Consider the following 21,747-nt stretch of genomic DNA (forward strand, 5'->3'; position numbering starts at 1 on the left):
GTCCCGTCAAGCTACCGGTGTCCCGTCAAGCTACCGGTGTCCCGTCAAGCTACCGACTTTGAAAGTTCCGTTTACTTCTTCGGTGTCAGGTACACGACGCCGTAGGGAGGAAGCTGCAGAAGTGCGGACTGTGCCCGACCGTTCCACGGCACTTCCTCGGTATGAACAGAGCCGAGGTTGCCCACTCCAGAGCCACCATATTCAACGGCATCCGTGTTGAGCAGTTCGGTCCATTCACCCTCCATAGGAAGGCCAACGCGGTAATCGTAGTGAGGGGTACCGGCGAAGTTACACACCGCAACCACAACGTCGTCGTCGATAGCCGACTTACGGATGCACGACAGGACGTTGTTGTCACCGTCCGATCCGTCAATCCACTCAAAACCGTGGTTGGTGAAGTCGTCGGACCAGAGGGCGGGGTGCTCTTGGTAGATCTCATTTAGGCGCGCTACGCAGGCCATGACGCCGTCGTGGCCAGGGTTGTCGGTCAACCACCAGTCAAGACCGCGGCTCTCGCTCCATTCAGCAATCTGAGCGAACTCCTGGCCCATGAAGAGCAGCTGCTTGCCCGGATGTGACCACTGGTAGGCATAAAGCAGGCGAACGCCAGCAAGCTTTTGCCATGGGTCTCCGGGCATCTTGGTGTAGAGGGAGCCCTTGCCGTGGACAACCTCGTCGTGCGACAGCGGCAGTATGAACTGCTCGGAGAATGCATAGACTAGGGAGACTGTGAGTTGGGATCAGGCCGCAGCCATCGACCAACAGACAGCAGATCTGAGCGCCGAAGCAGACAACGTGTCAGCCACCGCTGAGACCCTGCAAGCAGCAGTAGACACCCACGTCGTCACCGTCGCCACCACGGCGCACACTAATGCTGTGGCTGCACTGGCAGAGTCCGAGACCGCGGGCGAGGCGTCCATCAAGACGGCCAACGAGACGACAGACTTCGCCAGTTCCGCTGAGAACGACGGCAAGATCGAAGCACTCAGGACGGCACTCGACACTGACGTCACGCTTGATACCGTGGCTAAGACCCGCGACGACGTAACTGCTCTCGATGAGGCGACGGCTGCTATCAACACAGCCAAGGCCGACGTCGACGAGAAGCGCGCAACGCTGGACAGCGCCGTGACCACGTTCAACGAGCGGATCGCCGCTGAGAAGGCAGCAGCAGAGGCTGCAGCGGCAGCAGACGCCGCAGCAGCCCGCCAGAGCCAGGGCTCAACTGGGTCTACCGGATCGCGCTCCAGCGGATCAACTGGTAACAGCTATGCCGCACCTAAGAGCTCCAGTGGCTCATCCGGTAACGGTTATACCGCCCCCAAGAGCTCCAGTGGGTCATCCGGTACTACGAAGTCGAGTGGCTCATCTGGCTCATCTGGCTCTAGCGGCTCCAGTGGATCGTCCGGCTCCGGCACGAACCCGTTACCTTGTTGACAGGTTCTGATTGGCGAGTGTTGATTGGGACTGTCGGTCAGCCGCCCTGGCATGGTGTCTTGCCCCTGTCTATTGAATGATCCGGGGGGTGTTGCCACCAGGGTCGGTTGGCAGCATGTGATCGCTTATTAGGGGCTCGGCACCATTGATGGATGCCTGTCGTAACGTGGATGTGAGGCGTGCTGCCTGGGCTCGGCCGACTTATGGCACCAATCAGAGGAGATAAACGCCATGAGCACGAACCAATCGAGGATCTATCTTGGTCTTGACGTCGGTAAAACCGATCACTGGGCATGCGCTCTGACCGAGTCTGGGCAGGTGTTGTGGAATAAGACTTTGCCCAATAGCGAAGCCAAAATCATCGACATCTACACCAAACTCTCTGCGCAGGGCCGGGTGTTGGTTGTGGTGGATCAGCCCGCCACCATCGGCGCCCTTGCAATCGCGGTCGCCGGGCACATGGGGATCGAGGTCGCCTACCTACCAGGCCTGACGATGCGCCGGATCGCCGACCTGTACCCCGGGGATGCTAAAACGGACCAGAAGGATGCCTTCATCATCGCTGACGCCGCCCGCAACCTTCCCCACACCCTACGAGCACTGACAAAGACGGATCAAGACGAGGCAGGCCTGGCAATGCTGACCGGGTTCGACCTAGACCTGTCCCGACAGGTTAATCAAGTCTCTAACCGGATCCGCGGCCTGTTCACCCAGATCCACCCCGAACTGGAGAAAGTCCTCGGCATCCGCCTCGAGCACGACGCGATCCTGCACGTCCTGGCCACCTGGCCCACCCCGCAAGCCTTAAAGAAAGCAGGCCGGGCACGAATTGACGCGAAACTCAAGAAACATGGGGCACGTCGCCACACCGCCTGGACCACCGAACTCCTCGAGGCACTCTCACAACAGTCGGTGACCGTGACCGGTACCGAAGCGGCCGGATTGGTGATCCCCCACCTGGCACGCCAGCTGTTGAGTCTGCATGCCCAACGTGCCGACGTGGCCATCCAGGTAGAAAAGATCGTAGCTAACCACCCTCTTTACCCGGTCCTGAGATCCATGCCCGGCAACGGTCTCAGGACCGCCGCCGTGATCATCGCCGAGCTCTCCGGCAAGACATTTACCAGCTCCGCCGCACTAGCGTCTTACGCCGGCCTCGCACCCACCACGAGGCAATCGGGATCATCCATTAGGTCCGAACGCGTCAGCCACTTTGGGAACAAACGCCTCAAACGGGCACTATTCCTATCCGCATTCGCTGTCATCCGCACCGACCCCGTCTCCCGGGCCTACTACGACCGCAAACGAGCACAAGGCAAACGACACAACCAAGCCATCATCGCCCTCGCCCACCGCCGACTCACCGTCCTATACGCCATGCTCCGAGACGGCACACTCTACAACATCCCCGAAACCACCCTCGCAGCTTGACACACAACATAGGGGCACGTTACTATTGTGCTCCTCTTTGGCGAGCTGATTTCACGTCGGTGACTTGCCCGAGAATCGGGACACTGAAGAGCGATGTGGATTCGGATAGTAGCCCGAAGAGGAGCGAGGCGCTCCGGAGCTATCCTTGGCATTAGTCCATCTGCCAGTACGTTTCGGAAACGGAAGTGGCGCCCAACCGAAGTTGAGCGCCACCCCGCTCGAGAATGCGCTTGAGCGGGCTTAGTCCAGGTACTGCTTAGGTGGGGAGAATAGCTACCTATTGCAGGGATACCCGGATCGGGTCACCAAAGAACTCGTCGTTGCCAAGGTCAATAGCGGTGGGTACCGAGTCTGCTGGAATGTCGTAGATTAGGGCGCCTTCGACAGTGTTGCCGGGGTTGACCTCTGTGAATGCGAAGGTTTCGCCGTCGTAATACCAGGCGTCGCTCGACTCTGAATGCTGGCGATCTTGCTCGTCGATGAGCTTGTGCTCGGATGCTCGGAAGTGTTCTGCCTCGTTACCGGTGTTCGTGACCGAGACGTGAACGAGTACGAACTGGCCTGCGGCCTCAGCGTTGAAGTGTTCATTTCCGATCAGACCAACCTCAGCATCGACGCTTGTGATGGTGACATCGAAGTTTCCGGTGCTTACCGTGTCACCGACACCGGGAGCAGACTCGGCTGGCTCCTCTGCTTCTTCCGGTTCATCAGCCTCCGGTTCTTCAGCTTCCTCACCGTCGGCAGCGTCAACAATGGCTGCGTCACCGTCGCCACCATCATCATTGGTGTCTTCGTTGCGATCGTTGGAATTGCCGGTTGAGGTGTTTGAATCGGCTTTTGGTTCGTCGCCGTCCCCACCGGACCCCATGCTGGCAATAATGCCGATAATAATAATGATGAGGATGGCGGTGAGGATCTTGTGGCGCGCGAACCAGCTCTTCTGCTTCTGCGCCGGTGCCGGGTATGACATGGTGTCTCCTTTTTCAGATCGATACTTCGAAGTTATGTGTCGGAAGCTCGTCCTGACATCGGCCGATCGGCCATACTTCCCTGACCGAACGGCCGAGGCAAAAGGTCATAGGGAGGCAATACCATGGCTTCATGAATAGTGGTGCGAAGGATCTGGGGCCCCGTAGCCGGTTGGGCTGGGTCAAGAGCTTTGTCCTCATTCCCATTGCCTGGTTCATGACAATCGGAGCTCCCGCCTTCTACTTCGTGGGAGTTGAAGAACGGTACCCGAACGGTTGGCTCAATGGGGTCGGCACGTTCTATTCCGTCATCGCTATGGCAGCGGCCATCTACGCCTGCTATCTCTTCACGCAACGCAGGCAGAATCCTCGCAGGACAGGGCATATCCTTGCAGCGCTCCAACTTGTCTTCCCGGTAGGCCCGGTACTTGCCATTGTGCTTCCCAGATATATCCGCACCCAGCCCGCCAAAGATGGCATCTACATGTCGGGGTTCTACGGAGTTAGCCTGATCGTGACCATGGCGAGGGATCTGCTGGGTCAATCAACGGACACGTCAATCCTTCGCAGCCTTATGAACGTGGATGACACCGATGGTGGGGGTCCGATAAGCATCACGTCCCTTATCTCAATCTTCCTCATTACCTTCCTGCTACCCATCGGCCTCGGCTACTGGGAGGCCTCACGGGATGCTTTAGAGGAAACCGAAGGAAGACTTTTTGAGCAGGTTGGGCAACTCAAGCAGAGAGACGTGCAGCTTGAGGAGAAAGAGCACCAGCTTGGCCAGACATCGGAGCGACTTGAGGAGACCTCGGTTCGGCTCGAACAAACTTCCGAAGAGCTGGAGGAAAGATCTCGGGCTTCGGAGGAAATGGAGTACGAGCTGAGCCGCAAGGAAGAACGGGAAATCATGGCCCGGGATATTCACGATACTGTCGGGCACAGGCTCTCCCTCGTCTCACTCCACGCAGGTGTATTGGAGATGTTGGCGCAAGATGATGAGCTGAAAGACAAAGCGGTTCAGGTAAGGCAGGAAGCCCAGCAGGCCGTGGACGAACTCCGGGGCCTTGTTCACGTCATGAGGAATCCTGCTAAACGGACCGACACTTTCGATTACGACAACTACGAGATGACAGACCTGGCCGATGTCATCGAGCACGTCCTCGGAGCCGGCCACCCAGTCTCGTCTTCCGTGTTCGTGACCGATCCGGAAAAAGCTTTAGGGCTACTCACGAAGTCGACCTATCGGATTGTGCAGGAGTTACTGACCAACGCAATCAAGCACGCCCCGGGCGAGATCGTTCGCGTCAAAGTTAAGGGTGGTCCCGGCCAGGGACTCAACATCTCCGTAGCGAATCCCGTCACTGGAGGTGTGAGAGGAGCGGGTTTGAACTCTGGTCCCGCCGATGGTTTTGCACTCACTCCACACGATCCTCAGGATTCAGCATCGTCTACATCTGTACCGCAAAGCGGTGAATCTGCTCTAACAACTCGTGAGGGTGGAGCTAGAGTCGGCGGCTTGACCGGAATCAAGGAACGGGCCCTTGCCATGGGCGGGTGGGTTCTTGTCACCGAAGAAGATGGCGAGTTCAGGGTTGATGCTTGGCTTCCGTGGGAGAAGGGGAGTGCAGCCGAGTAGAATCGGTCCTTGTGAATGGTGACCGCCCCATCAAGCTCCTCCTCGTCGACGACGAGCCGCTCATGCTCGATGCCATCGAAACAATCTTCAAGGTCGGAAGTGCCGGCGAGATCGAGGTTGTTGGTAAAGCACACAACGGGTTAGCGGCAATCGACGCCGTCCATGCCTACAGTCCCGACGTGATCCTCATGGACATTCGGATGCCGAAGATGGACGGGATTGAAGCCACCCGGAGGATCCGGTCCCTGCCGAACCCTCCCGAGGTCATTGTCCTCACGACCTTCGATTCGGAAAATGAACCGATCCGTGCTGCAGAAGCAGGAGCGAACGGTTTCCTCTTGAAAACCGAGGGCCCGAAAGAGCTTGTTGGCGCCGTCAAGAACGTTGCCATGGGGGAGGGTGCGCTCTCACCCAGAACGTCCCGTCAACTCGTTGAGTTCATTCGTGTCTGGGCAACAAAACCGGAAGTCGTTAACGCTGCCAAGCAATTCCTTTCCCTCACGGCCCGCGAGCGCGACATCGCCAAGCTGGCCGCGGCAGGTCAATCGAATACGGAGATCGCGGACTCTTTGTTCGTGTCGCTTTCGACCGTGAAGACTCATCTCGCGTCAATTCAGCAGAAGCTTGGTGTCGACAACCGCGTTCTTATCGCAGTCACGATCACTCTCGCTAGCCTTGCTCCCGGATATCCGGACTTCACCTGCGGCGTCTAACCTATGGCGTGACTGCGGCTTCCACGCTCCTAATCTGAATACTTACTGAATGAATCCTGGGCGTCTAGCGGGGTTCTCATTTTGAGTTTTCGTTCCAAGAATGGGGCAAGGTCAGACTTGCTAGCGGCCTTCGAAAAGTGAACAAAAGGTGAACAGTTTCGCTCACGGGAATAGGTGCTGAACAGACCTCTGACCTGTGGAAGTGGGCTTCTTTGGGGTGGTTGGCGAGGTGAGCGTCGAGCCTCATTTTTGTGGTTCTGGCAGGTTGGTAGGTCGGACTTTTCCGCAGTGTGATGCGGTTTACTCGGGGTCAAATTTTCAGTTTATTCTTAGCTGAGGTGCGGTCTCGTCCCAGGCGGTGGTGGGTCAATAAGTCAGACACATTGACTGATCACGAGGAGAACGCCGTGAACGAATACTTGCCCATTGCCGTTGACATTGTCGCCATCACCATCCTGGTGTTCGGGATTTACTTCCCGAGGCACCGACGCACGGATATGGCACTGGCGTACATGACGGTGAACATTGGCGTCCTTGCGGTGGCCGATACTCTCGCAGCATCCGCTGTGGCTGCGAGAGTATCGGGCTAGGACTGTTTGGTGTCCTCTCGATTATTCGTCTCCGCTCCGAAGAGCTGACTCAGCGGGAGGTCGCCTATTACTTCGCGGCTCGCCATCGGCCTGATCGCCGGCCTTGCCGATGTCTCGCCGAAGCAGATTGGGCTCATTGCGCTAATCCTCATTGTTATCGCAATTGTTGACTCCCGTCATCTCTACCCCGTACGCCGCCGCTCCATGGTTCTTGACCGGGCGATTGCTGATGAGGGGGAGCTACGTGACTATGTTGCATCGTTTTGCTCCGGACGGATTGTCGACGTCTCCATCGAAGAAATCGATTTCGTCAAGGACTCGACAACCGTTCGCGTACAAATCAAGGAAGGCTCCGCACACCAGAGCGTCGGAGTCGTGGCATGACCGCGGTGGATCTGGAATGGTCGGCTGCCCTGCCCGCTATTGGGCTCGACGAGCTGAATACTTTCGCGGAACGGCTTATTCGAGTCGACCGGAAGTACCTTGTTCGAGCGGATGACATCCCCGAGATTATTGCCTCAGTGCCGGGACTGTCCGTACTCGATGTCGCCGGGGCGAGATCGACACAGTACGTGTCAACGTACTTCGATACCCCGGACTTTGAGTCCTATCACCGCGCGGGGCGGTGCCGCAGGCGCCGCTACAAGGTGCGGACCAGAAGGTACGAAAGTGGGGATGAGTTCCTTGAGGTGAAGTGGAAAGACGGTCGGGGAATGACGCACAAGGTGCGTCGCCCCTGGTGTAGCAGCGAACCCGCCGAAGAAGCGCACTCCTTTATCTCCCAGGTCCTCGCGGGAGCGGGAGTGCCCTGCCGGGTGAAAGAGCTCCGGCCGAGCCTGCGCACTTCCTACCGGAGGTCAACGGTTCTCATGGCGGAAGAAAATGCCAGGGCCACGATCGATTTCAACCTTGTCTGCGAATCACCCACCGGTCACGTCATCCTTGATCGCTTCGCGATCATCGAATCCAAAGCCGGTGCCCGGCTCACCTCCCTTGATCGACAGCTCCACCGCCACGGACACCGTGCCCTCAAGATGTCGAAGTACGGGGTTGGCATGGCGGCGACAGTGCCCGGCCTGCCACCCGAGAAATGGAGCAGAACACTACGACTACTGATTGGAAGTAAGAACTCATGAACAACCTGGGGAAAACCATGACCGCAGCATCGCTCGCCGTCCTCCTAGCCGCCTGCTCATCCTCTACCGCAGAAGAAGGTGGAAGTGCGGGTGCGGAAGCCACCTCGTCGGCGGGAACAACCACAAGCGGATCGACGATCTCAGCCGACCTTCCCGCTAGCATTGATGACGCCATGTCCTCCCTCAAGGAAGCGCACTCCGTCGACGAGGTCGATGCTGATTCCGCAACGACACTCCCCCTCGACGGCACCAGCGGGAAGGAAGACGTTGATGGCGTAGAAGTTGGCGACGGCACGGTCACCATCGCGGCCGGTGGTACGTACCGGCTGACCGGTGAGTACAGCGGAACCGTCACGGTTGCCGTGACGGATACCGAGAAGATCACGATCATTCTTGATGGAGTCGATATTTCTGCAACAGACGGATCTGCGCTCGCGGTTACGTCCGGTGACGAAGTCACGATCGGCCTTGCCGACGGTAGCGAGAACACGCTCACCGACTCGGAGACCTACTCCGATACGAGCGACAATGCTCCAAACGCTACCCTGTTTAGTGCCTCCGATCTGTCGATCACCGGAGAAGGGACGCTCACGGTCATAGGCCAGCACAACGACGGGATCTCCTCCAAGGACGGCCTCGTTATCGAGTCCGGAACCATCGAAGTAGAGGCAGTTGATGATGGCATTCGCGGCAAGGACTATCTCGTCGTCCAGGGAGGTTCCATGAACGTTACCTCCGGTGGGCACGCCCTTAAGGCCGACAATACTGATGACGCGACCGTTGGCTACATTGCGCTCCTCGGCGGAACGCTCAACATCCAGTCCGACGAAGACGGTGCCAATGCGCAAACAATCCTCGTCGGTCCCTCCACCGTCAACATCAGCGCAACCGATGACGGTATACACGCCGATGGTGTCCTGGCAATCGACACGGGTGAGCTCACCATTGCGCAAAGCTACGAGGGTCTCGAAGGAACGATCGTTGCCGTTTACGGTGGCACGGTCGATGTGACATCCACCGATGATGGCATCAACGGCTCCACGGGTGACAGCACGGATTCCATGAACCCCATGGCGGTATCCGAAGGCGTCGAGGTTTACATCAGTGGCGGCGAGATCCACCTTGATGCTGGTGGCGACGGCGTCGACTCCAACGGCGTCGCGGACATGACAGGCGGAACCCTGATCGTGGAGGGTCCGACCAACTCCGGCAATGGAGCAATTGACGTGGCCTCCACCTTCAGGATCAGCGGAGGAACCCTCTTCGCAGGCGGAGCTGCCGGCATGGCGGCAACGCCAAGTGCTGACTCAGCTCAGGGCTCGGTGAGTGCAACGGTTAACGCAACCCGGGGCCAGGCCGTTGCAGTAACTTCGACAGACGGCGAGGAACTCTTTTCCTTCACCGTCCAAAAGGCCACCGAGAACGCAGTCCTCTCCGTGGACGGAATGGAAATGGGACAGTCCTACATCGTTACCGTCGACGGCACCCAGGTCGGAACCGTCACTGCCGGTGAAGGCGGCATGAACGGTATGGGAGGCGGCCAGATGCCGGGAGGTGGTGGTCAGATGCCGGGCGGTGGCGGAGGCCAGATGCCTGGCGGTGGTCAAATGCCAAGCGGACCGGGTGAGATGCAGGACCGCCCGTTCCCGCAGTCCCCAACCGATGAACAGGAAGAAGACCAGTCATCCAGTTCGGCACAGTCAGAAGAGACTGACGCTTCAACAATCTGAAAGTAAACCATCGCAACCAGCCCGTTGGAATAGGGATTGAATACATCCGTCCTTTGACTAGATTGGGTGCGATAGATCTCCGGTCAGGCCTCCAGCCCCACAAGGCAATGCACAAATGACCGGGGCCTTTCATTCTCGCGGGGTCCCTCGGCGCTCAGTCTGCGCCATTAGGATGAGCAAACAGAGATCACGCATCTATGGCGCTCGAATCCCCAGTTGTACTTCACGGGGAACGAGAGCGAGAGAGGAAGGCTGACCATGGCACAGATAGAGATTGTCCGCGCAGACATCACCACGCTCGACGTCGATGCTGTCGTCAACGCGGCAAACAACCGCATGAGAGGTGGGGGAGGCGTTGACGGCGCCATTCACCGTGCTGGTGGCCCCGAGATTCTTGAGGACTGTATTAAGCGCTTCCCGGACGGACTTGCGACCGGGGATGCTGGATGGACAACGGGCGGAAAGATGCCCTCAACCTGGGTCATCCATGCGGTTGGGCCGAACTATTCCGCAGGTCAAACGGACCGTAGCCTCCTCGCGTCCTGCTATCGACGCTCCCTCGAGGTTGCTGATGAGCTTGGGGTGAAGAGCATTGCCTTTCCCATCATCAGTGCAGGAGTTTATGGATGGCCGGTGGAGGACGCGGCGGCGGCTGCATTGGAAACAACCTCGGCGCAAGAAACGGATGTGGAGAAGATAGTCTTCGCGGCGTTCAGTGACGACATGGTCAATGTTCTGCGGAGTGAAGCCGAGAAGCTTGGTCTCACAGTCGAATAGTCTCGACTCTTTCATCGGCTGGGCTGATTTACGAGTTTGCGTAGGTCGGTCAGATGAATGCTGAGACTCTGCCCGGGTCGGAACCTGACTCCTGTCTGGTAGGAATCTGTTGTGTGATGCTGGGGGAGAGGATCCGTGGAATTATGGTGCCATGAGCCATATTCCATACCAGCCCTCACCCAATCGATACGACGAGATCCCGTTCCGTCACTGCGGAGACACCGGTCTTCAGCTCCCCGCCATTGCCCTGGGACTGTGGCACAACTTCGGTGATGATCGCCCGTTCCAGACCCAGCGGGACATTGCCCGTAAAGCCTTCGATCTTGGGGTGTTCCACTTCGACCTTGCCAACAATTACGGTCCGCCCGCAGGAAGTGCCGAGGAGAACTTCAGCAGGATCCTCACGAAGGACCTGGCGCCCTTCCGTCACGAGCTCATCCTCTCCACCAAGGCAGGATGGAACATGTGGGACGGTCCGTACGGCTTTGGTGGCTCCCGAAAATACTTGCTGACCTCGCTCGATGAGTCCCTGCAAAGGCTCGGAACCGATCACGTCGATATCTTCTACCACCACCGCCCCGACCCGGATACTCCCGTTGAGGAGTCGATGCTGGCACTCCACCAGGCAGTGACCTCCGGCAAGGCGCTCTATGCTGGTATCTCGTCATACTCGGCAGAGGCCACGAAGGAAGCAGCCGCGATCATGAGGGATCTCGGCACTCCTCTCGCGATCCACCAGCCCTCCTACTCGATGCTCAACCGCTGGATTGAAGAAGGGAAGCCCTCGCTCCTGGAAGCGGCCGCCGAAGAGGGCATGGGAGTTATTGGTTTCTCGGCCATGGCCCAGGGCATCCTTACCGACAAGTACCTGAACGGCGTACCCGAAGGTTCCCGCCTCGCGTCGGGCAAGGTCAACGAAGACTTCTTCACCGAGGAAACCCTCGACCACGTGCGCGCCCTCAACGACATTGCTGAGGGCCGCGGGCAGACTCTGGCTCAGATGGCGGTGGCGTGGGTTCTTCGCGACCAGGGCAAGGTCTCACTCACCACCGCACTCATCGGTGCCTCCTCGGTCGAGCAGCTGGAAGACACCGTGAAATCCGTGAAGAATCTCGACTTCACAGACGAGGAACTGTCGGCAATCGACGAGCATGCGGTCAACTCCGGTATCAACCAGTGGTGGGGAGCTACCGCTTCCCGCTAAGTAAGCGCGTCTCGGCTCTTGCCAAGCTCATTCATTCATCCGTGGCTTCAGGAGACATCCCGTAGCCACGGGTGAAGTATATGAACCGCAGAGGTGGCGCTTCGATAGACGACTCGTGCTGGTTTTGGGGCGACCTTCGACATGTTTTCAGCGTTACGTCGGTATTGGAGTTGGTGCGTCAGTTTTCTGACTTGAGCACCCGGTAGTGCCCACACATGAACCCCCGGTTCTGAGCGACCTCGAGAAGTTCCACGTCGAGTGCTCGCGGCAACAGGGGCTGACCGGAGCCGAGGGTGGCCGGTGCGAACTGCACCCATACCTCGTCGAGGAGGTTCTCGTCGGCAAACTGCCCGGCAAGATCGCCACCACCCACGACCCATGCGTCCTTGCCGTTCGCTGCAGTGACAATTTCGTCGAAAAGGTCGCGCACATTGCCTTCGCGGAAAAGAATATTGGAACCGGTGGGAACAGGGAGTTCTCGGCTCGTGAGAACGAAGGCCGGTTGTTTGTACGGCCATGCCTCACTCTCGGCGAGAAGCCATTCGTATGTTGAGGACCCCATGACGAGAACCCCGATATCTTTCATGAACTCGGTGTAGTTCATGGGGCCCTCTTCGTCGAAATCCTGCTTGAGCAGCCAGCCCAGAGAATGATCGGCGGTTGCGATGAAACCGTCGAGGCTGGATGAAGTGTAGTAATGGACCGTCATTACCCGACCCTACTCCTGATGCAAGAGCGTTCTATAGGCTTGGGCTAAACTTTCTTCACTCCCAGCTATGTACAAGAAGAGCAAGGTGGCCCCCATGACATCCAGGCTTGTTGACGGACCGCGAGGCCGCCGCTTCCTCTATGAGCTCCTTGCTCGCGCTGAACAACGGGAAAACGGCGAGTACAACGAGAATTCGCTCGTCTCTGCCATGTGGGACCTGAGTATTCGGCTTACAAGAGATGATGGCTCTCACGCGGTAGCAACCTTTGAATGGACTGGGGAGGAGGCAGGTGCATCGAAGAGAAAAGGCAACACTGGCAGGCTCATTGGGAGGATCCGGAAGAAGTGGATGGCACGCTCGAGAGGCCCCTGGCACAGGTCCGGCTCTTTCCGCCTCGGACTTAAACCAGGATGGGCTGCCCATGCTCCTGCCGCCGGGTATACTTCCGGTCAGAGCTTCAACCCGGTACCTCACTGGAAGGAAGGTGTTCCTCCGGTACGTGACCTCGTGACCTCAGCGAAAGTTGCCGTGCTCATTCGAGAAGCCTCGAAACGTCTTGGCGAAGAAAAAATCCCGATGAGCGATCTCGTCCAGGCGCTCGCGGAGTCCGTTATCTCGGCACGGTACTGGCAAGAACCCGACATGATCGACATCATCCTTTCCGATCCTGTTGTGGCTGATGCGCTCCGTGATTCAGAAGAAATGCTTGAATTGCTGGGTCTCGATTTCGAGATGCTGGCAGGTGGGGGAGTAGAACTTGCCGCGACATGGCTGATTGACGAAATCGATAGCCAATGCGTTGTGAAGCCATCCGAACAGGTTCTTGACGCATGGCTGAAATCAACGGTGGCAAGGACCGAGAGCGCAACAAGGGAACGACCGGATGATTCGACTGCGAACTGGAGCGGTCACTGGTGGTCGACACCGCCCCGGGGCCTGTTGGTAAGTAACGGGGAAACGGTGGATGGGGATCCTGCGGCTTTCTCTTGCACCGAGGACGGTCCCATCTCTACTCGTGCCGAGATAAGGGAACTGACTGTGCCCGAGAAGCGGGTACTTGTTATCGAGAATGCTGAGGACTGGGCAGAACTGAGCAAGAGGTTCCCGCTCGATATCACGGCAGAGGTGCGTCACGACTGGTTTCGCGTTACCGGTCTCGATGTGACGTGGATTATCCCGAACTGGCGTGATGTTGCCCGCGAGTGGGATGGCGTGAAGCTCTCCGTCCGCGGTTACCTCACCTCAGCGACACGGGCAATAGACGTTGGGGACAACGCAAGCATGATCGCTGGCTGGGGTCCCGGGGAAACCTTCTGGTTGAACGGCGAAGGAATCTTCGTTGGGGAGTCAGAAATCTGGGAGCAATCAAACGTCGGTGATCTCCTCTGGGAGCGGGTCTCTAATCGACATGGTGAGAACCTGGAAGATGATGAAACTGCGCTGGGTGGTAACGAGGGTCCTGAGGATCAGCTATTTAACTGAGATTTGATTCCGTTAATGGCTTCTCCGGGTGCGTCATCGGTGACGGTGATGCTGGTGGCTCCCAGCCACCCCGCCATGCGCTCCAGCTCACTGCCGAGTGCCCGGTCGGTGCTGTCGAGTTCGTAGCCGGGCTCGTACCAAGCCCCGGTGACTTGGAGAGTCTGTGTTTTGCGGTTGAGTGCCAGGTCGACGCGTGCGGGGATTGTCGCGTCTTGGAGGAGCGGCAGGGAGTAGTAGCCGCGGGTTCTTTGATTGACGGGAGTGTAGATCCCGATCCGATAGTGCAGTCCGAACAGTGCGAGTGCCCTATCGCGTTCAAAAATTAGAGGATCAAAAGGTGATAGGAAGGTCGTGCCTTCCACGGAACGTGGAATAACGGTCGATGTTGGAATGATTGCGTCTTTCATTCCTGGCACCTCCACCCACTCCGCCTTGCCGGCTTTCACTAGGTCGTCGAGGACGGGCCGAACGTCGAGCTGTCGGAGCCGGAAGAAGTCCGCAATCGTGGCGGGATTACCGATCCCGACCTTGTCGAGAGAGATTTTGGTGAGTTCCCTGATTGCCTCCTCCCGCGGAGCGGGAGGCAGGTCTGCTACAGACGGGTGAAGGATCTTTTCTGTGAGGCCGTAGAGTCGGTGGAAGTGGTGGGTGCGACCAGCACTTGCTAGGACGTCTTCGTCGTAGAGGTTCTCTAGAACAACCTTCACTGAGCTACGCGACCACAGGCCCTTCATTCTGCCCTCAACAAGCTCCGTTTCAGCCGGTGTGAGCACCTGACCTTGGAGCCAGGTCGAGACCTGCTGGGAAGTGGCGGGGACTTGGCGATCCTTTCAACAACCCGTTCTTTCAGGGGAGCCGCTCCCGGATGTTCATCGAGTGCATAACCCGACCCCCATCGCCTCCCAAACCCGGCAAGTAGGCGATGCGTTCTAGGTGGGACGAAACTGGCTTCGTGGCCCCACTGTTCGTGGATAAGACGAGGCGGCTTCGTGCCAGCTTCGTCAAGCAGTGACGTGTCGTAGGGACCGAAACGGGAATAGAGGGGCAGGTAGTGGGCGCGGGTCAGGATATTGACCGTGTCGATCTGGAGCACTCCCATGCGGTCCACCATGTTCGCAACATCGGCACGGGCCTTCGCGGGCTTTGTTCGGTCGAGATGCTGGGCGCGGATAGCTATCCGGCGGGCCTGGGCAATACTCAGTTTCCTCACGGCTACTCCTTTGCTGGCCCTGTCACGCCTGTGCTGACCCTGTCGTGCTCGCGTTATCCGAATTGTGTGGCGGGGGCTCGTCTCGATCAGTCGGTCTGAGGCTCTTAGGTGAAATCTACAGGCTGAGCCACATGCTCGAAACTCCGTGTGAATACCTGTGAGGGGCAGGAGTCCAGGCTATTCGTCTGGGCGGTTCTCGGCGTCCTCAATCTCGATGATCTCTTCAGCGAGGCTCTTGCCCTTCTTTTCTTTTTCGGCCTTCTTTTTCTTGGCCTTGTTCTTCAGGGTGTTTGTGAAGTTGTAGGAAATGGGCTTAGCGGCCCTCGGGAAGTGCCAGAGCTTCGTGCGTTCTTGACGCTTGTATTCCTTCTCCTGGTAGTCAAAGACCGGCAGGGAAAGCTTGAAGTAGATGGCGAGGATACGAAGGATGAAGACGGTCAGCAGCGAACTGATGATTGTGATGTCCTCGTGGACACCGAGTTCTCGAAGGCCCAGATACACGAATACACCAGGGGGAACAACGGAAGCGTAGAGCTCCTTGTGGAAAACAAGGGGGATGCGGTTACACAGAATGTCGCGCAAAATTCCGCCCATGATTCCCGTAATGAGAGCGGCAACGAGGGCAACAACAAGTCCGTGGCCCATCTCTAACGCCACTCGTACGCCGAACACGGTGAAGACGGACAGGCCGACCGAGTCGAGCACGAGGAACAGCACCCGGAAGTACTTCATGAGTGACGATGTGAAGACCGTGATGATCGCGGCCGCCGCAACGATAACCAGGTAGTGCGGGTTCTCCACCCAGACGAGCGGATAGTGGCCAAGCAACATGTCTCGGACCGAGCCGCCACCGAGAGCCGTCACGCACGCCACCATGGTGACGCCGAACAGGTCCATTTTCTGTCGACCGGCAGCCAGGGCACCTGTCATCGCCTCGGCCGTGATGCCGATGATGAAGAGGACAGTTAAGAGCACGCCTAACTCCTTGTCGAAAGATCATGGACGAGCCGGAAAATGGCCCACCTAAGTTTAAGAAAGAAAGGTGTCCCATCCTAGAGACGAATGGCACGCGCAGTCTTGGCGCGATTTGGAGGCTTCTTCCAACGCTGTCTTTTCCTAATCGAGGTCAAGACACACCTGACGCGGAATCCCGGAACCGCCAGTTTTTCGGACAAATAATATAATGAGCTGTGAGGGAATAATCCCCGGTTATTGGCCAGTCCCGAATGATTCCACGGAAAACAGAGTGAATCGTGTGAGTACAATCATCTGCGTTTCACACTACAACTGCGAGTGAAGCACTGCATGGTCAAGCTAACCTAAATTGTGTAACTTTAAATAGTTTCTAATACTAGGAAAAGTGTCTTCTTGCCGAACCCCGGCATCCGGGCACGCGAAGTGAGCATGCAGAAACCCGATTCAAACGACATTAACGTCAAGACACCCCCGGAGGCGGACCCGACCTTCGGCGACCATCTGTCTTTGGGGCAGGGCGGGCGCTACGCGGAGTTTCCCACGGCGGGCTGGGAAGCGCCCACGGCAAAGCGATCCTCATGGGAGAGCACTCCGTGGTCTACGGCGCCCCGGCGGTAGCCTTGCCGCTTCTCGATCTGCAGACCGCGGCCTCGGTTCGCACTTCAGCGTCCGCAACGATCACCTCGGATCTGTACACGGGCCATATTTCGAAGGCGCCCAGGCAGCTCAAGCCGGTGATCACAGCTCTTCGTGCCACCGCCGAGCAGGTTGGTCTCAACATAGAGAGCTGCGAGGTGGTTATTTCCTCAACGATCCCGCTGGAACGCGGACTTGGTTCCTCCGCGGCCGTGTCTGCCGCAATGGTCCGGGCAGTCAGTAATGCGGCCGGCGTGACCCTTTCGGCCGAGGAGACCTTCAACCTCGTTCAGATTGCCGAGAACGTTGCCCACGGAACCTCATCGGGTCTCGATGCTCACGCCGTGCGGTCGCTCACCCCGGTTCGTTTCCAAAAGGGCAACCCCACCGACGTGGAAGTGGCCAAGCCCCTCACGTTCGTCATTGCTGACACCGGCACATCCGGTTCCACTTCGGCCGCCGTCAACGGCGTCCGCATGCTCCGGGAGCAGACACCCCGCTACGTTGACTCGATCATCGAATCCCTTGCCGATCTTGCCGAGTCCTCGATCGAAGCGCTCGGAACCGGCGACGAGAACAAGCTTGGCATGCACATGTATGAAGGCCAGGAACAGCTTGTCCGCCTCGGAGTATCCGCCCCCGCTCTCGATGCTCTGATTGAGGCCGCGCACAAGGGCGATGCTCTCGGCGCGAAACTCACCGGATCGGGGCTAGGCGGATGCGTTCTTGCGCTTGCGAAGGATCAGGATCATGCCTCGGCTCTGATCGAGGACTTTACCGAAGCGGGTGCCACGAGGGGATGGAAGACATCCCTCGTACCTTCTGATCTCGCGGACGAATATGATCAAGAGACGGGCCTCGAGGCCCTCTTCGACAACCAGGAGAATGCGTGACACAGGCGACCGCACGGGCCTATCCAAATATTGCCCTCGTCAAATACTGGGGCAAAGCCAACGAGGATCTTATCCTTCCCGCGGCCGGATCCATGTCCATGACTCTCGACGACTTCGCGACAACGACGACCGTGACGCTCGACGAGACCGACTCTTTTAGCCTCAACGGCGCCGAGCAGGGCGAAGCGGGAGCATCCCGCGTTATCGCCTTCCTGGACCTCGTTCGCAACTTCGCTCGCACCGCTGGCCTGGACACTGCCGATCAGAACGCGCGGGTTGTTTCCGTCAACGAAGGCCCCACCGCCGCCGGCATGGCATCCTCCGCTTCTGGCTTCGCTGCACTCGCGGTCGCAGCATCGTCCGCCTACGGCCTTGAGCTTTCCATCCGCGACCTCTCTCGTCTCGCTCGCCGCGGCTCCGGCTCCGCTTCCCGCTCCCTGGTTGACCGCTTCGCGGTCTGGCACGCCGGGGACGATCAGTCGTCCTACGCGGAAGAGATCCCGGCGCCCGACATGGCAATGATTGCTGTTCCCGTGGCAACCGGCCAGAAGGCCGTCTCCTCCCGCAAGGGCATGGTGGCTACCGCCACTACCTCGCCATTCTACCCCGCCTGGGTGACCTCGACCGAGGAGATCCTGAAGGAAATGATCGGTGCCTGCAAGGACAGTGACTTCACGCTCGTTGGTGAGATCGCCGAGACGCACGCGATGAGAATGCATGCCGTTATCGCGGCTTCCCGACCGTCGATTCGTTACCTCAGCCCCACCAGCCTTGAGGTATTTGACAGAATTGCACAGCTTCGTGCCGACGGTATCGAAACCTACGGAACGGCTGATGCTGGGCCGAATGTTTTTGCGATCACCCGGCCCGAACATGCCGAGGTCGTCTCCGAGCGCCTGCGGGACCTGACGAAGGATGGGGAGGCGAAGGTCCTCCGCCCCGGCAGGGGAGCCCACCTCGTCGGGGACGATGCTCTGTGACCGTTGTAGCCAAAGCCCCCGGCAAGCTCTTCATTGCCGGCGAATACGCCGTTGTGGAACCCGGATATCCCGCGGTTCTCGTAGCCGTCAACCGCTTTATTACCGTGACCCTCACCGAGTCTGAAAACCGCGGCCGAATCCACTCTTCGGAGTACGGTATGCCGGTGGAGTGGCGGAGGGACACCTCCGGCCAGGTCGTCGTGGAGAGCCAGGTCGACTACGTCATTAGCGTTATCTCGACCGTCGAGAGGATCCGCGAGGAGCGGGGCGTCGCCCCCGCCTACTTTGATCTTTCCATTGAGTCGGAACTCGATGATGCTGACGGCCAGAAGTTCGGCCTCGGCTCCTCCGCAGCGGTCGTTGTCGCAACCGTTTCCGCCATGAACACCTTCTATGGGCTTGAGCTCACCGACCTTGAACGCTTCAAGCTCGCCCTGCTTGCCACGATCGAGATCTCGCCCCGGGCGTCCGGTGGAGATATTGCGGCCTCCACCTACGGCGGCTGGATTGCCTACTCCTCACCGGACCGCGAATCGTTGCGCTCGTTCGCAGAAACACATTCGGTCACTGAATTACTTGAGGCAGACGGCTGGAGGCCGTTTGCCGTACGCCGACTGCACACCCCGCCCAGCATCTCCCTCCAGGTGGGGTGGACTGGGTCCCCGGCCTCGACCGCTGCTCTCGTTGGTTCCGTCAAGAAGGCGAGCCCGAAGGACAGCCCCGACTACGAGACATTCCTCCAGTCGTCAAAGCGCTGCGTTGGTCAGCTGGTCTCCGCACTTCAGGCCGATGATCTTGAGGGCGTCACCAACCTTCTTATGATTGCCCGCCAAAACCTCCTTGACCTTGAAGCATCGTCTGGAATTCTCATCGAAACGGACAAGCTTTCCCTGCTCTGCGATATCGCAGAACGCTACGGTGCTACCGGCAAGCCGTCCGGCGCCGGCGGCGGCGACTGCGGCATTGCACTGATCGACTCGGATCTGCCGGTTGACAGCATGCTGGAAGAATGGTCAAGCAACGGTATTCGGCCACTCAATCTCATGGTGGAGGAGCTGTCATGATTGTTTCTTCCCGCAAGGATGACCACATCCGTCTCGCCTCCGAGCAGCAGGACAACCCGTTGCCGCGCCGCGACTACGACGACATTTCCTTTATTCACCACGCCCTCGATGGTATTAACCGTGACCAGGTTGATCTGAGCGCTCAGGTTGGTCCCTGGACCTATCCGGCACCCCTGTACGTGAACGGCATGACCGGCGGCACGGACACGGCAATGATCATTAACCGGAACCTGGCGATCGCCGCGTCCCGCACGGGGATTACCATGGCGTCCGGCTCCGTTGGCATTGCCCTCGACTACCCGGAAACCGCGCCCTCCTTCACGGTGATCCGCGAGGAGAACCCGGACGGCATTGTCTTTGCCAACATCGGTGCGGGGCGAAGCGTTGACGACGCAAAGCGGGCAATCGACCTGCTGTCCGCCGACGGGCTTCAACTCCACGTGAACGCGGTCCAGGAGACCGTTATGCCCGAGGGGATAGAGAGTTCTCTTCCTGGCTGGGGCTTATCGAATCTATTGCGTCTTCCATCGACGTCCCGCTCATGGTCAAAGAGGTGGGCGCTGGCCTGTCCGCAAAGACCATGCTGAAGCTGAGAGACGCTGGCGTCACCATCGTCGACGTGGCCGGCAAGGGCGGAACAGATTTCGGGAAGATCGAGAACCACCGCCGCGACGGGGGACACGACGACTACTCGTACCTGAACGGCTTCGGCGGCTCCGCAGTGCAGTGCCTGCTCGATGCTCGAGCAGCCGGCCTTGTCGGGCCGGGTGCCGATCCGGGCTTCACCGTGCTGTCTTCCGGCGGTGTGCGCCACCCCCTCGACATCATGGTTTCCCTTGCCCTTGGGGCACGCGCCGTGGGCGTTGCCGGTACGTTCCTGAAGGTTGCTTTGAACGAAGGGGCGGACGCAATGACGTCCGTTCTGGAGACCTGGAGTACGCGCGTGGGAGAGATGATGGCGTTGCTAGGAGCCACGAGCCCGGCCGCAATGGAATACACTGACGTTCTTATCGGCGGGCAGTCCCGCGACTTCGCGGATGTGCGAGGAATCGACCGAGCGGCCCTTGCTCGGCGGAGCCAGGAGGACAGATGAGCAAGTCAACGTACTCGGAGACGACGATGACCCAGATCCCGACCCGCTGGGTCGGTCCAATCCGGTTCACCGGTAACGCCGTCACCGGTGACATCGACGTTCCGCTCGCCACCTACGAAACGCCGCTGTGGCCTTCGGTTGGTCGTGGTGCTAAGGTCTCGCGCCTCGTCGAGAATGGCATTGTCGCGACCGTCGTCGACGAGCGCATGACCCGCTCCGTTCTCTTCACCGCTCGCGACGCGGCACACGCCTACCGTGCACAGACCGAGATCGAAGCACGCTTTGATGAACTTGCCGCCGTTGTGTCGGCGGGCTCCCGCTATGCTCGTCTCATCGAGATCCATCCCGAGATCGTTGGCAACCTGCTGTTCGTCCGCTTCGCCTTTAGCACGGGCGATGCTTCGGGACACAACATGGCGACCCAGGCCTCTGACGCACTCATGTCGACAATCCTGTCCTGGGATCTGGGCCTCGGTTACGGTTCGATTTCCGGTAACTTCTGCACCGATAAGAAGCCCACCGGGATCAACGGTGCGCTCGGCCGTGGCCGTGCCGTCCAAGCCGACATACTCATTCCCCACGACATTGTTTCATCGACACTAAAGACCACGGCCGATAAGGTGACAGACCTCGTTGTTCGCAAGAACTACGTGGGATCGACTATCGCGGGTGCCCTGCGTTCCTCGAACGCCCACTTCGCCAACATGCTTCTCGCGTTCTACCTGGCAACGGGACAGGATGCGGCAAACATTGTGGAAGGCTCCCAGGGCCTGACCTATGTCGAGAACCGTGAGGAGGGCCTGTACTTCGCGTGCTCCCTGCCCCACCTCATTGTTGGCACCGTCGGCAACGGTAAGCATCTTGAGCACGTGAACGTCGCCATGGAGCGGCTCGGCTTGCGGGAAGACCGCGAACCGGGTGAAAACTCGAGGCGACTCGCCGCAATCATTGCGGGCACCGTCCTATGTGGGGAACTGTCTCTGCTGGCAGCACAGACCAATCCGGGTGAGCTCATGGCAGCCCACGTCTCCCTCGAACGGGGACAAAACTAGGCCAGCTCTCTTCTGGCGCAGCAAAGG

At 58.8% G+C, this 21,747-nt stretch carries 19 protein-coding genes and 3 pseudogenes; 17 read left to right on the top strand and 5 right to left on the bottom strand.

The window, feature by feature from the left end; translation table 11 throughout:
- Positions 1-71: 71 nt before the first annotated feature.
- A pseudogene (locus EJ997_RS11880) lies at positions 72-737 on the bottom strand (alpha amylase C-terminal domain-containing protein); the annotation flags it as partial.
- Here EJ997_RS11880 and EJ997_RS11885 point away from each other — a divergent pair.
- Complete coding sequence (locus EJ997_RS11885) at positions 730-1,437, top strand: hypothetical protein (protein ID WP_126704734.1); 708 nt, start codon at positions 730-732, stop codon at positions 1,435-1,437. The pseudogene EJ997_RS11880 and the gene EJ997_RS11885 overlap by 8 nt on opposite strands.
- 231 nt (positions 1,438-1,668) lie before the next feature.
- On the top strand, positions 1,669-2,868 hold the full coding sequence (locus tag EJ997_RS11890) for an IS110 family RNA-guided transposase (RefSeq protein ID WP_126704735.1): 1,200 nt from the start codon (positions 1,669-1,671) through the stop codon (positions 2,866-2,868).
- A 277-nt stretch (positions 2,869-3,145) separates the two neighbouring features.
- On the opposite strand, the gene EJ997_RS11895 is transcribed toward EJ997_RS11890, so the two are convergent.
- Entirely contained in the window at positions 3,146-3,838 is a 693-nt protein-coding gene (locus tag EJ997_RS11895; RefSeq protein WP_126704736.1) for a DUF4352 domain-containing protein, read from the bottom strand.
- A 131-nt stretch (positions 3,839-3,969) separates the two neighbouring features.
- Here EJ997_RS11895 and EJ997_RS11900 point away from each other — a divergent pair, with 131 nt between their 5' ends.
- From EJ997_RS11900 to EJ997_RS11930, 8 genes and pseudogenes are all read left to right on the top strand, one after another.
- Complete coding sequence (locus EJ997_RS11900) at positions 3,970-5,475, top strand: sensor histidine kinase (protein ID WP_126704737.1); 1,506 nt, start codon at positions 3,970-3,972, stop codon at positions 5,473-5,475.
- A gap of 11 nt (positions 5,476-5,486) precedes the next feature.
- Positions 5,487-6,188 (top strand): response regulator transcription factor, encoded by a 702-nt coding sequence (locus tag EJ997_RS11905; protein WP_126704738.1) that lies wholly within the window; start codon positions 5,487-5,489, stop codon positions 6,186-6,188.
- A gap of 407 nt (positions 6,189-6,595) precedes the next feature.
- Complete coding sequence (locus EJ997_RS13815) at positions 6,596-6,778, top strand: DUF4956 domain-containing protein (protein ID WP_206501679.1); 183 nt, start codon at positions 6,596-6,598, stop codon at positions 6,776-6,778.
- A 44-nt stretch (positions 6,779-6,822) separates the two neighbouring features.
- Positions 6,823-7,162 (top strand): annotated as a pseudogene (locus tag EJ997_RS13820) (DUF4956 domain-containing protein).
- A complete protein-coding gene (locus tag EJ997_RS11915) occupies positions 7,159-7,914 on the top strand; it encodes a VTC domain-containing protein (protein WP_126704739.1) in 756 nt (251 codons plus the stop codon). Before EJ997_RS13820 ends, EJ997_RS11915 begins: the two are co-directional and overlap by 4 nt.
- Entirely contained in the window at positions 7,911-9,644 is a 1,734-nt protein-coding gene (locus EJ997_RS11920) for a carbohydrate-binding domain-containing protein (RefSeq protein WP_126704740.1), read from the top strand. Before EJ997_RS11915 ends, EJ997_RS11920 begins: the two co-directional genes overlap by 4 nt.
- A gap of 258 nt (positions 9,645-9,902) precedes the next feature.
- Positions 9,903-10,421, top strand: coding sequence for an O-acetyl-ADP-ribose deacetylase (locus EJ997_RS11925; protein ID WP_126704741.1), 519 nt, complete (start codon positions 9,903-9,905; stop codon positions 10,419-10,421).
- Between the two features lie 151 nt (positions 10,422-10,572).
- On the top strand, positions 10,573-11,625 hold the full coding sequence (locus EJ997_RS11930) for an aldo/keto reductase (RefSeq protein WP_126704742.1): 1,053 nt from the start codon (positions 10,573-10,575) through the stop codon (positions 11,623-11,625).
- A 178-nt stretch (positions 11,626-11,803) separates the two neighbouring features.
- Here the strand turns inward: EJ997_RS11930 and EJ997_RS11935 are convergent, their stop codons facing one another.
- Positions 11,804-12,334, bottom strand: a complete 531-nt coding sequence (locus EJ997_RS11935) for a dihydrofolate reductase family protein (RefSeq protein ID WP_126704743.1) — start codon at positions 12,332-12,334, stop codon at positions 11,804-11,806.
- Between the two features lie 67 nt (positions 12,335-12,401).
- Here EJ997_RS11935 and EJ997_RS11940 point away from each other — a divergent pair, with 67 nt between their 5' ends.
- Positions 12,402-13,817 carry a hypothetical protein gene (locus EJ997_RS11940; RefSeq protein WP_164719998.1) on the top strand — a complete coding sequence of 472 codons (1,416 nt, stop codon included), beginning with the start codon at positions 12,402-12,404 and terminating at the stop codon, positions 13,815-13,817.
- Here the strand turns inward: EJ997_RS11940 and EJ997_RS11945 are convergent.
- Together EJ997_RS11945 and EJ997_RS11955 are read right to left on the bottom strand one after the other, a co-directional pair.
- Positions 13,802-14,928 (bottom strand): annotated as a pseudogene (locus EJ997_RS11945) (winged helix-turn-helix domain-containing protein). The gene EJ997_RS11940 and the pseudogene EJ997_RS11945 sit on opposite strands and share 16 nt — an antisense overlap.
- Before the next feature lie 276 nt (positions 14,929-15,204).
- On the bottom strand, positions 15,205-16,002 hold the full coding sequence (locus tag EJ997_RS11955; RefSeq protein ID WP_126704747.1) for a trimeric intracellular cation channel family protein: 798 nt from the start codon (positions 16,000-16,002) through the stop codon (positions 15,205-15,207).
- 548 nt (positions 16,003-16,550) lie between these two features.
- Here EJ997_RS11955 and mvk point away from each other — a divergent pair.
- The 6 genes from mvk to EJ997_RS11980 are packed head-to-tail and all read left to right on the top strand — an operon-like array spanning position 16,551 to position 21,720.
- The gene (gene mvk, locus EJ997_RS11960; RefSeq protein WP_265936860.1) at positions 16,551-17,531 is read left to right on the top strand and encodes a mevalonate kinase; all 981 of its coding nucleotides are present in this window, start codon (positions 16,551-16,553) and stop codon (positions 17,529-17,531) included.
- Positions 17,528-18,511, top strand: a complete 984-nt coding sequence (gene mvaD, locus EJ997_RS11965) for a diphosphomevalonate decarboxylase (RefSeq protein ID WP_126704749.1) — start codon at positions 17,528-17,530, stop codon at positions 18,509-18,511. Before mvk ends, mvaD begins: the two co-directional genes overlap by 4 nt.
- Positions 18,508-19,575 carry a phosphomevalonate kinase gene (locus EJ997_RS11970; RefSeq protein WP_126704750.1) on the top strand — a complete coding sequence of 356 codons (1,068 nt, stop codon included), beginning with the start codon at positions 18,508-18,510 and terminating at the stop codon, positions 19,573-19,575. Before mvaD ends, EJ997_RS11970 begins: the two co-directional genes overlap by 4 nt.
- A complete protein-coding gene (locus tag EJ997_RS13270; RefSeq protein ID WP_206501682.1) occupies positions 19,572-20,162 on the top strand; it encodes a beta/alpha barrel domain-containing protein in 591 nt (196 codons plus the stop codon). The genes EJ997_RS11970 and EJ997_RS13270 overlap by 4 nt, the downstream gene beginning before the upstream one ends.
- Entirely contained in the window at positions 20,117-20,668 is a 552-nt protein-coding gene (locus tag EJ997_RS13275; RefSeq protein WP_265936821.1) for an alpha-hydroxy-acid oxidizing protein, read from the top strand. Before EJ997_RS13270 ends, EJ997_RS13275 begins: the two co-directional genes overlap by 46 nt.
- Positions 20,665-21,720: a hydroxymethylglutaryl-CoA reductase gene (locus tag EJ997_RS11980; RefSeq protein ID WP_126704751.1), complete on the top strand. Its 1,056-nt coding sequence runs from the start codon at positions 20,665-20,667 to the stop codon at positions 21,718-21,720. Before EJ997_RS13275 ends, EJ997_RS11980 begins: the two co-directional genes overlap by 4 nt.
- The last annotated feature ends 27 nt before the right edge of the window (positions 21,721-21,747 follow it).

The organism is Flaviflexus ciconiae (assembly GCF_003971195.1).
GTDB classification, from domain to species: Bacteria; Actinomycetota; Actinomycetes; order Actinomycetales; family Actinomycetaceae; genus Flaviflexus; species Flaviflexus ciconiae.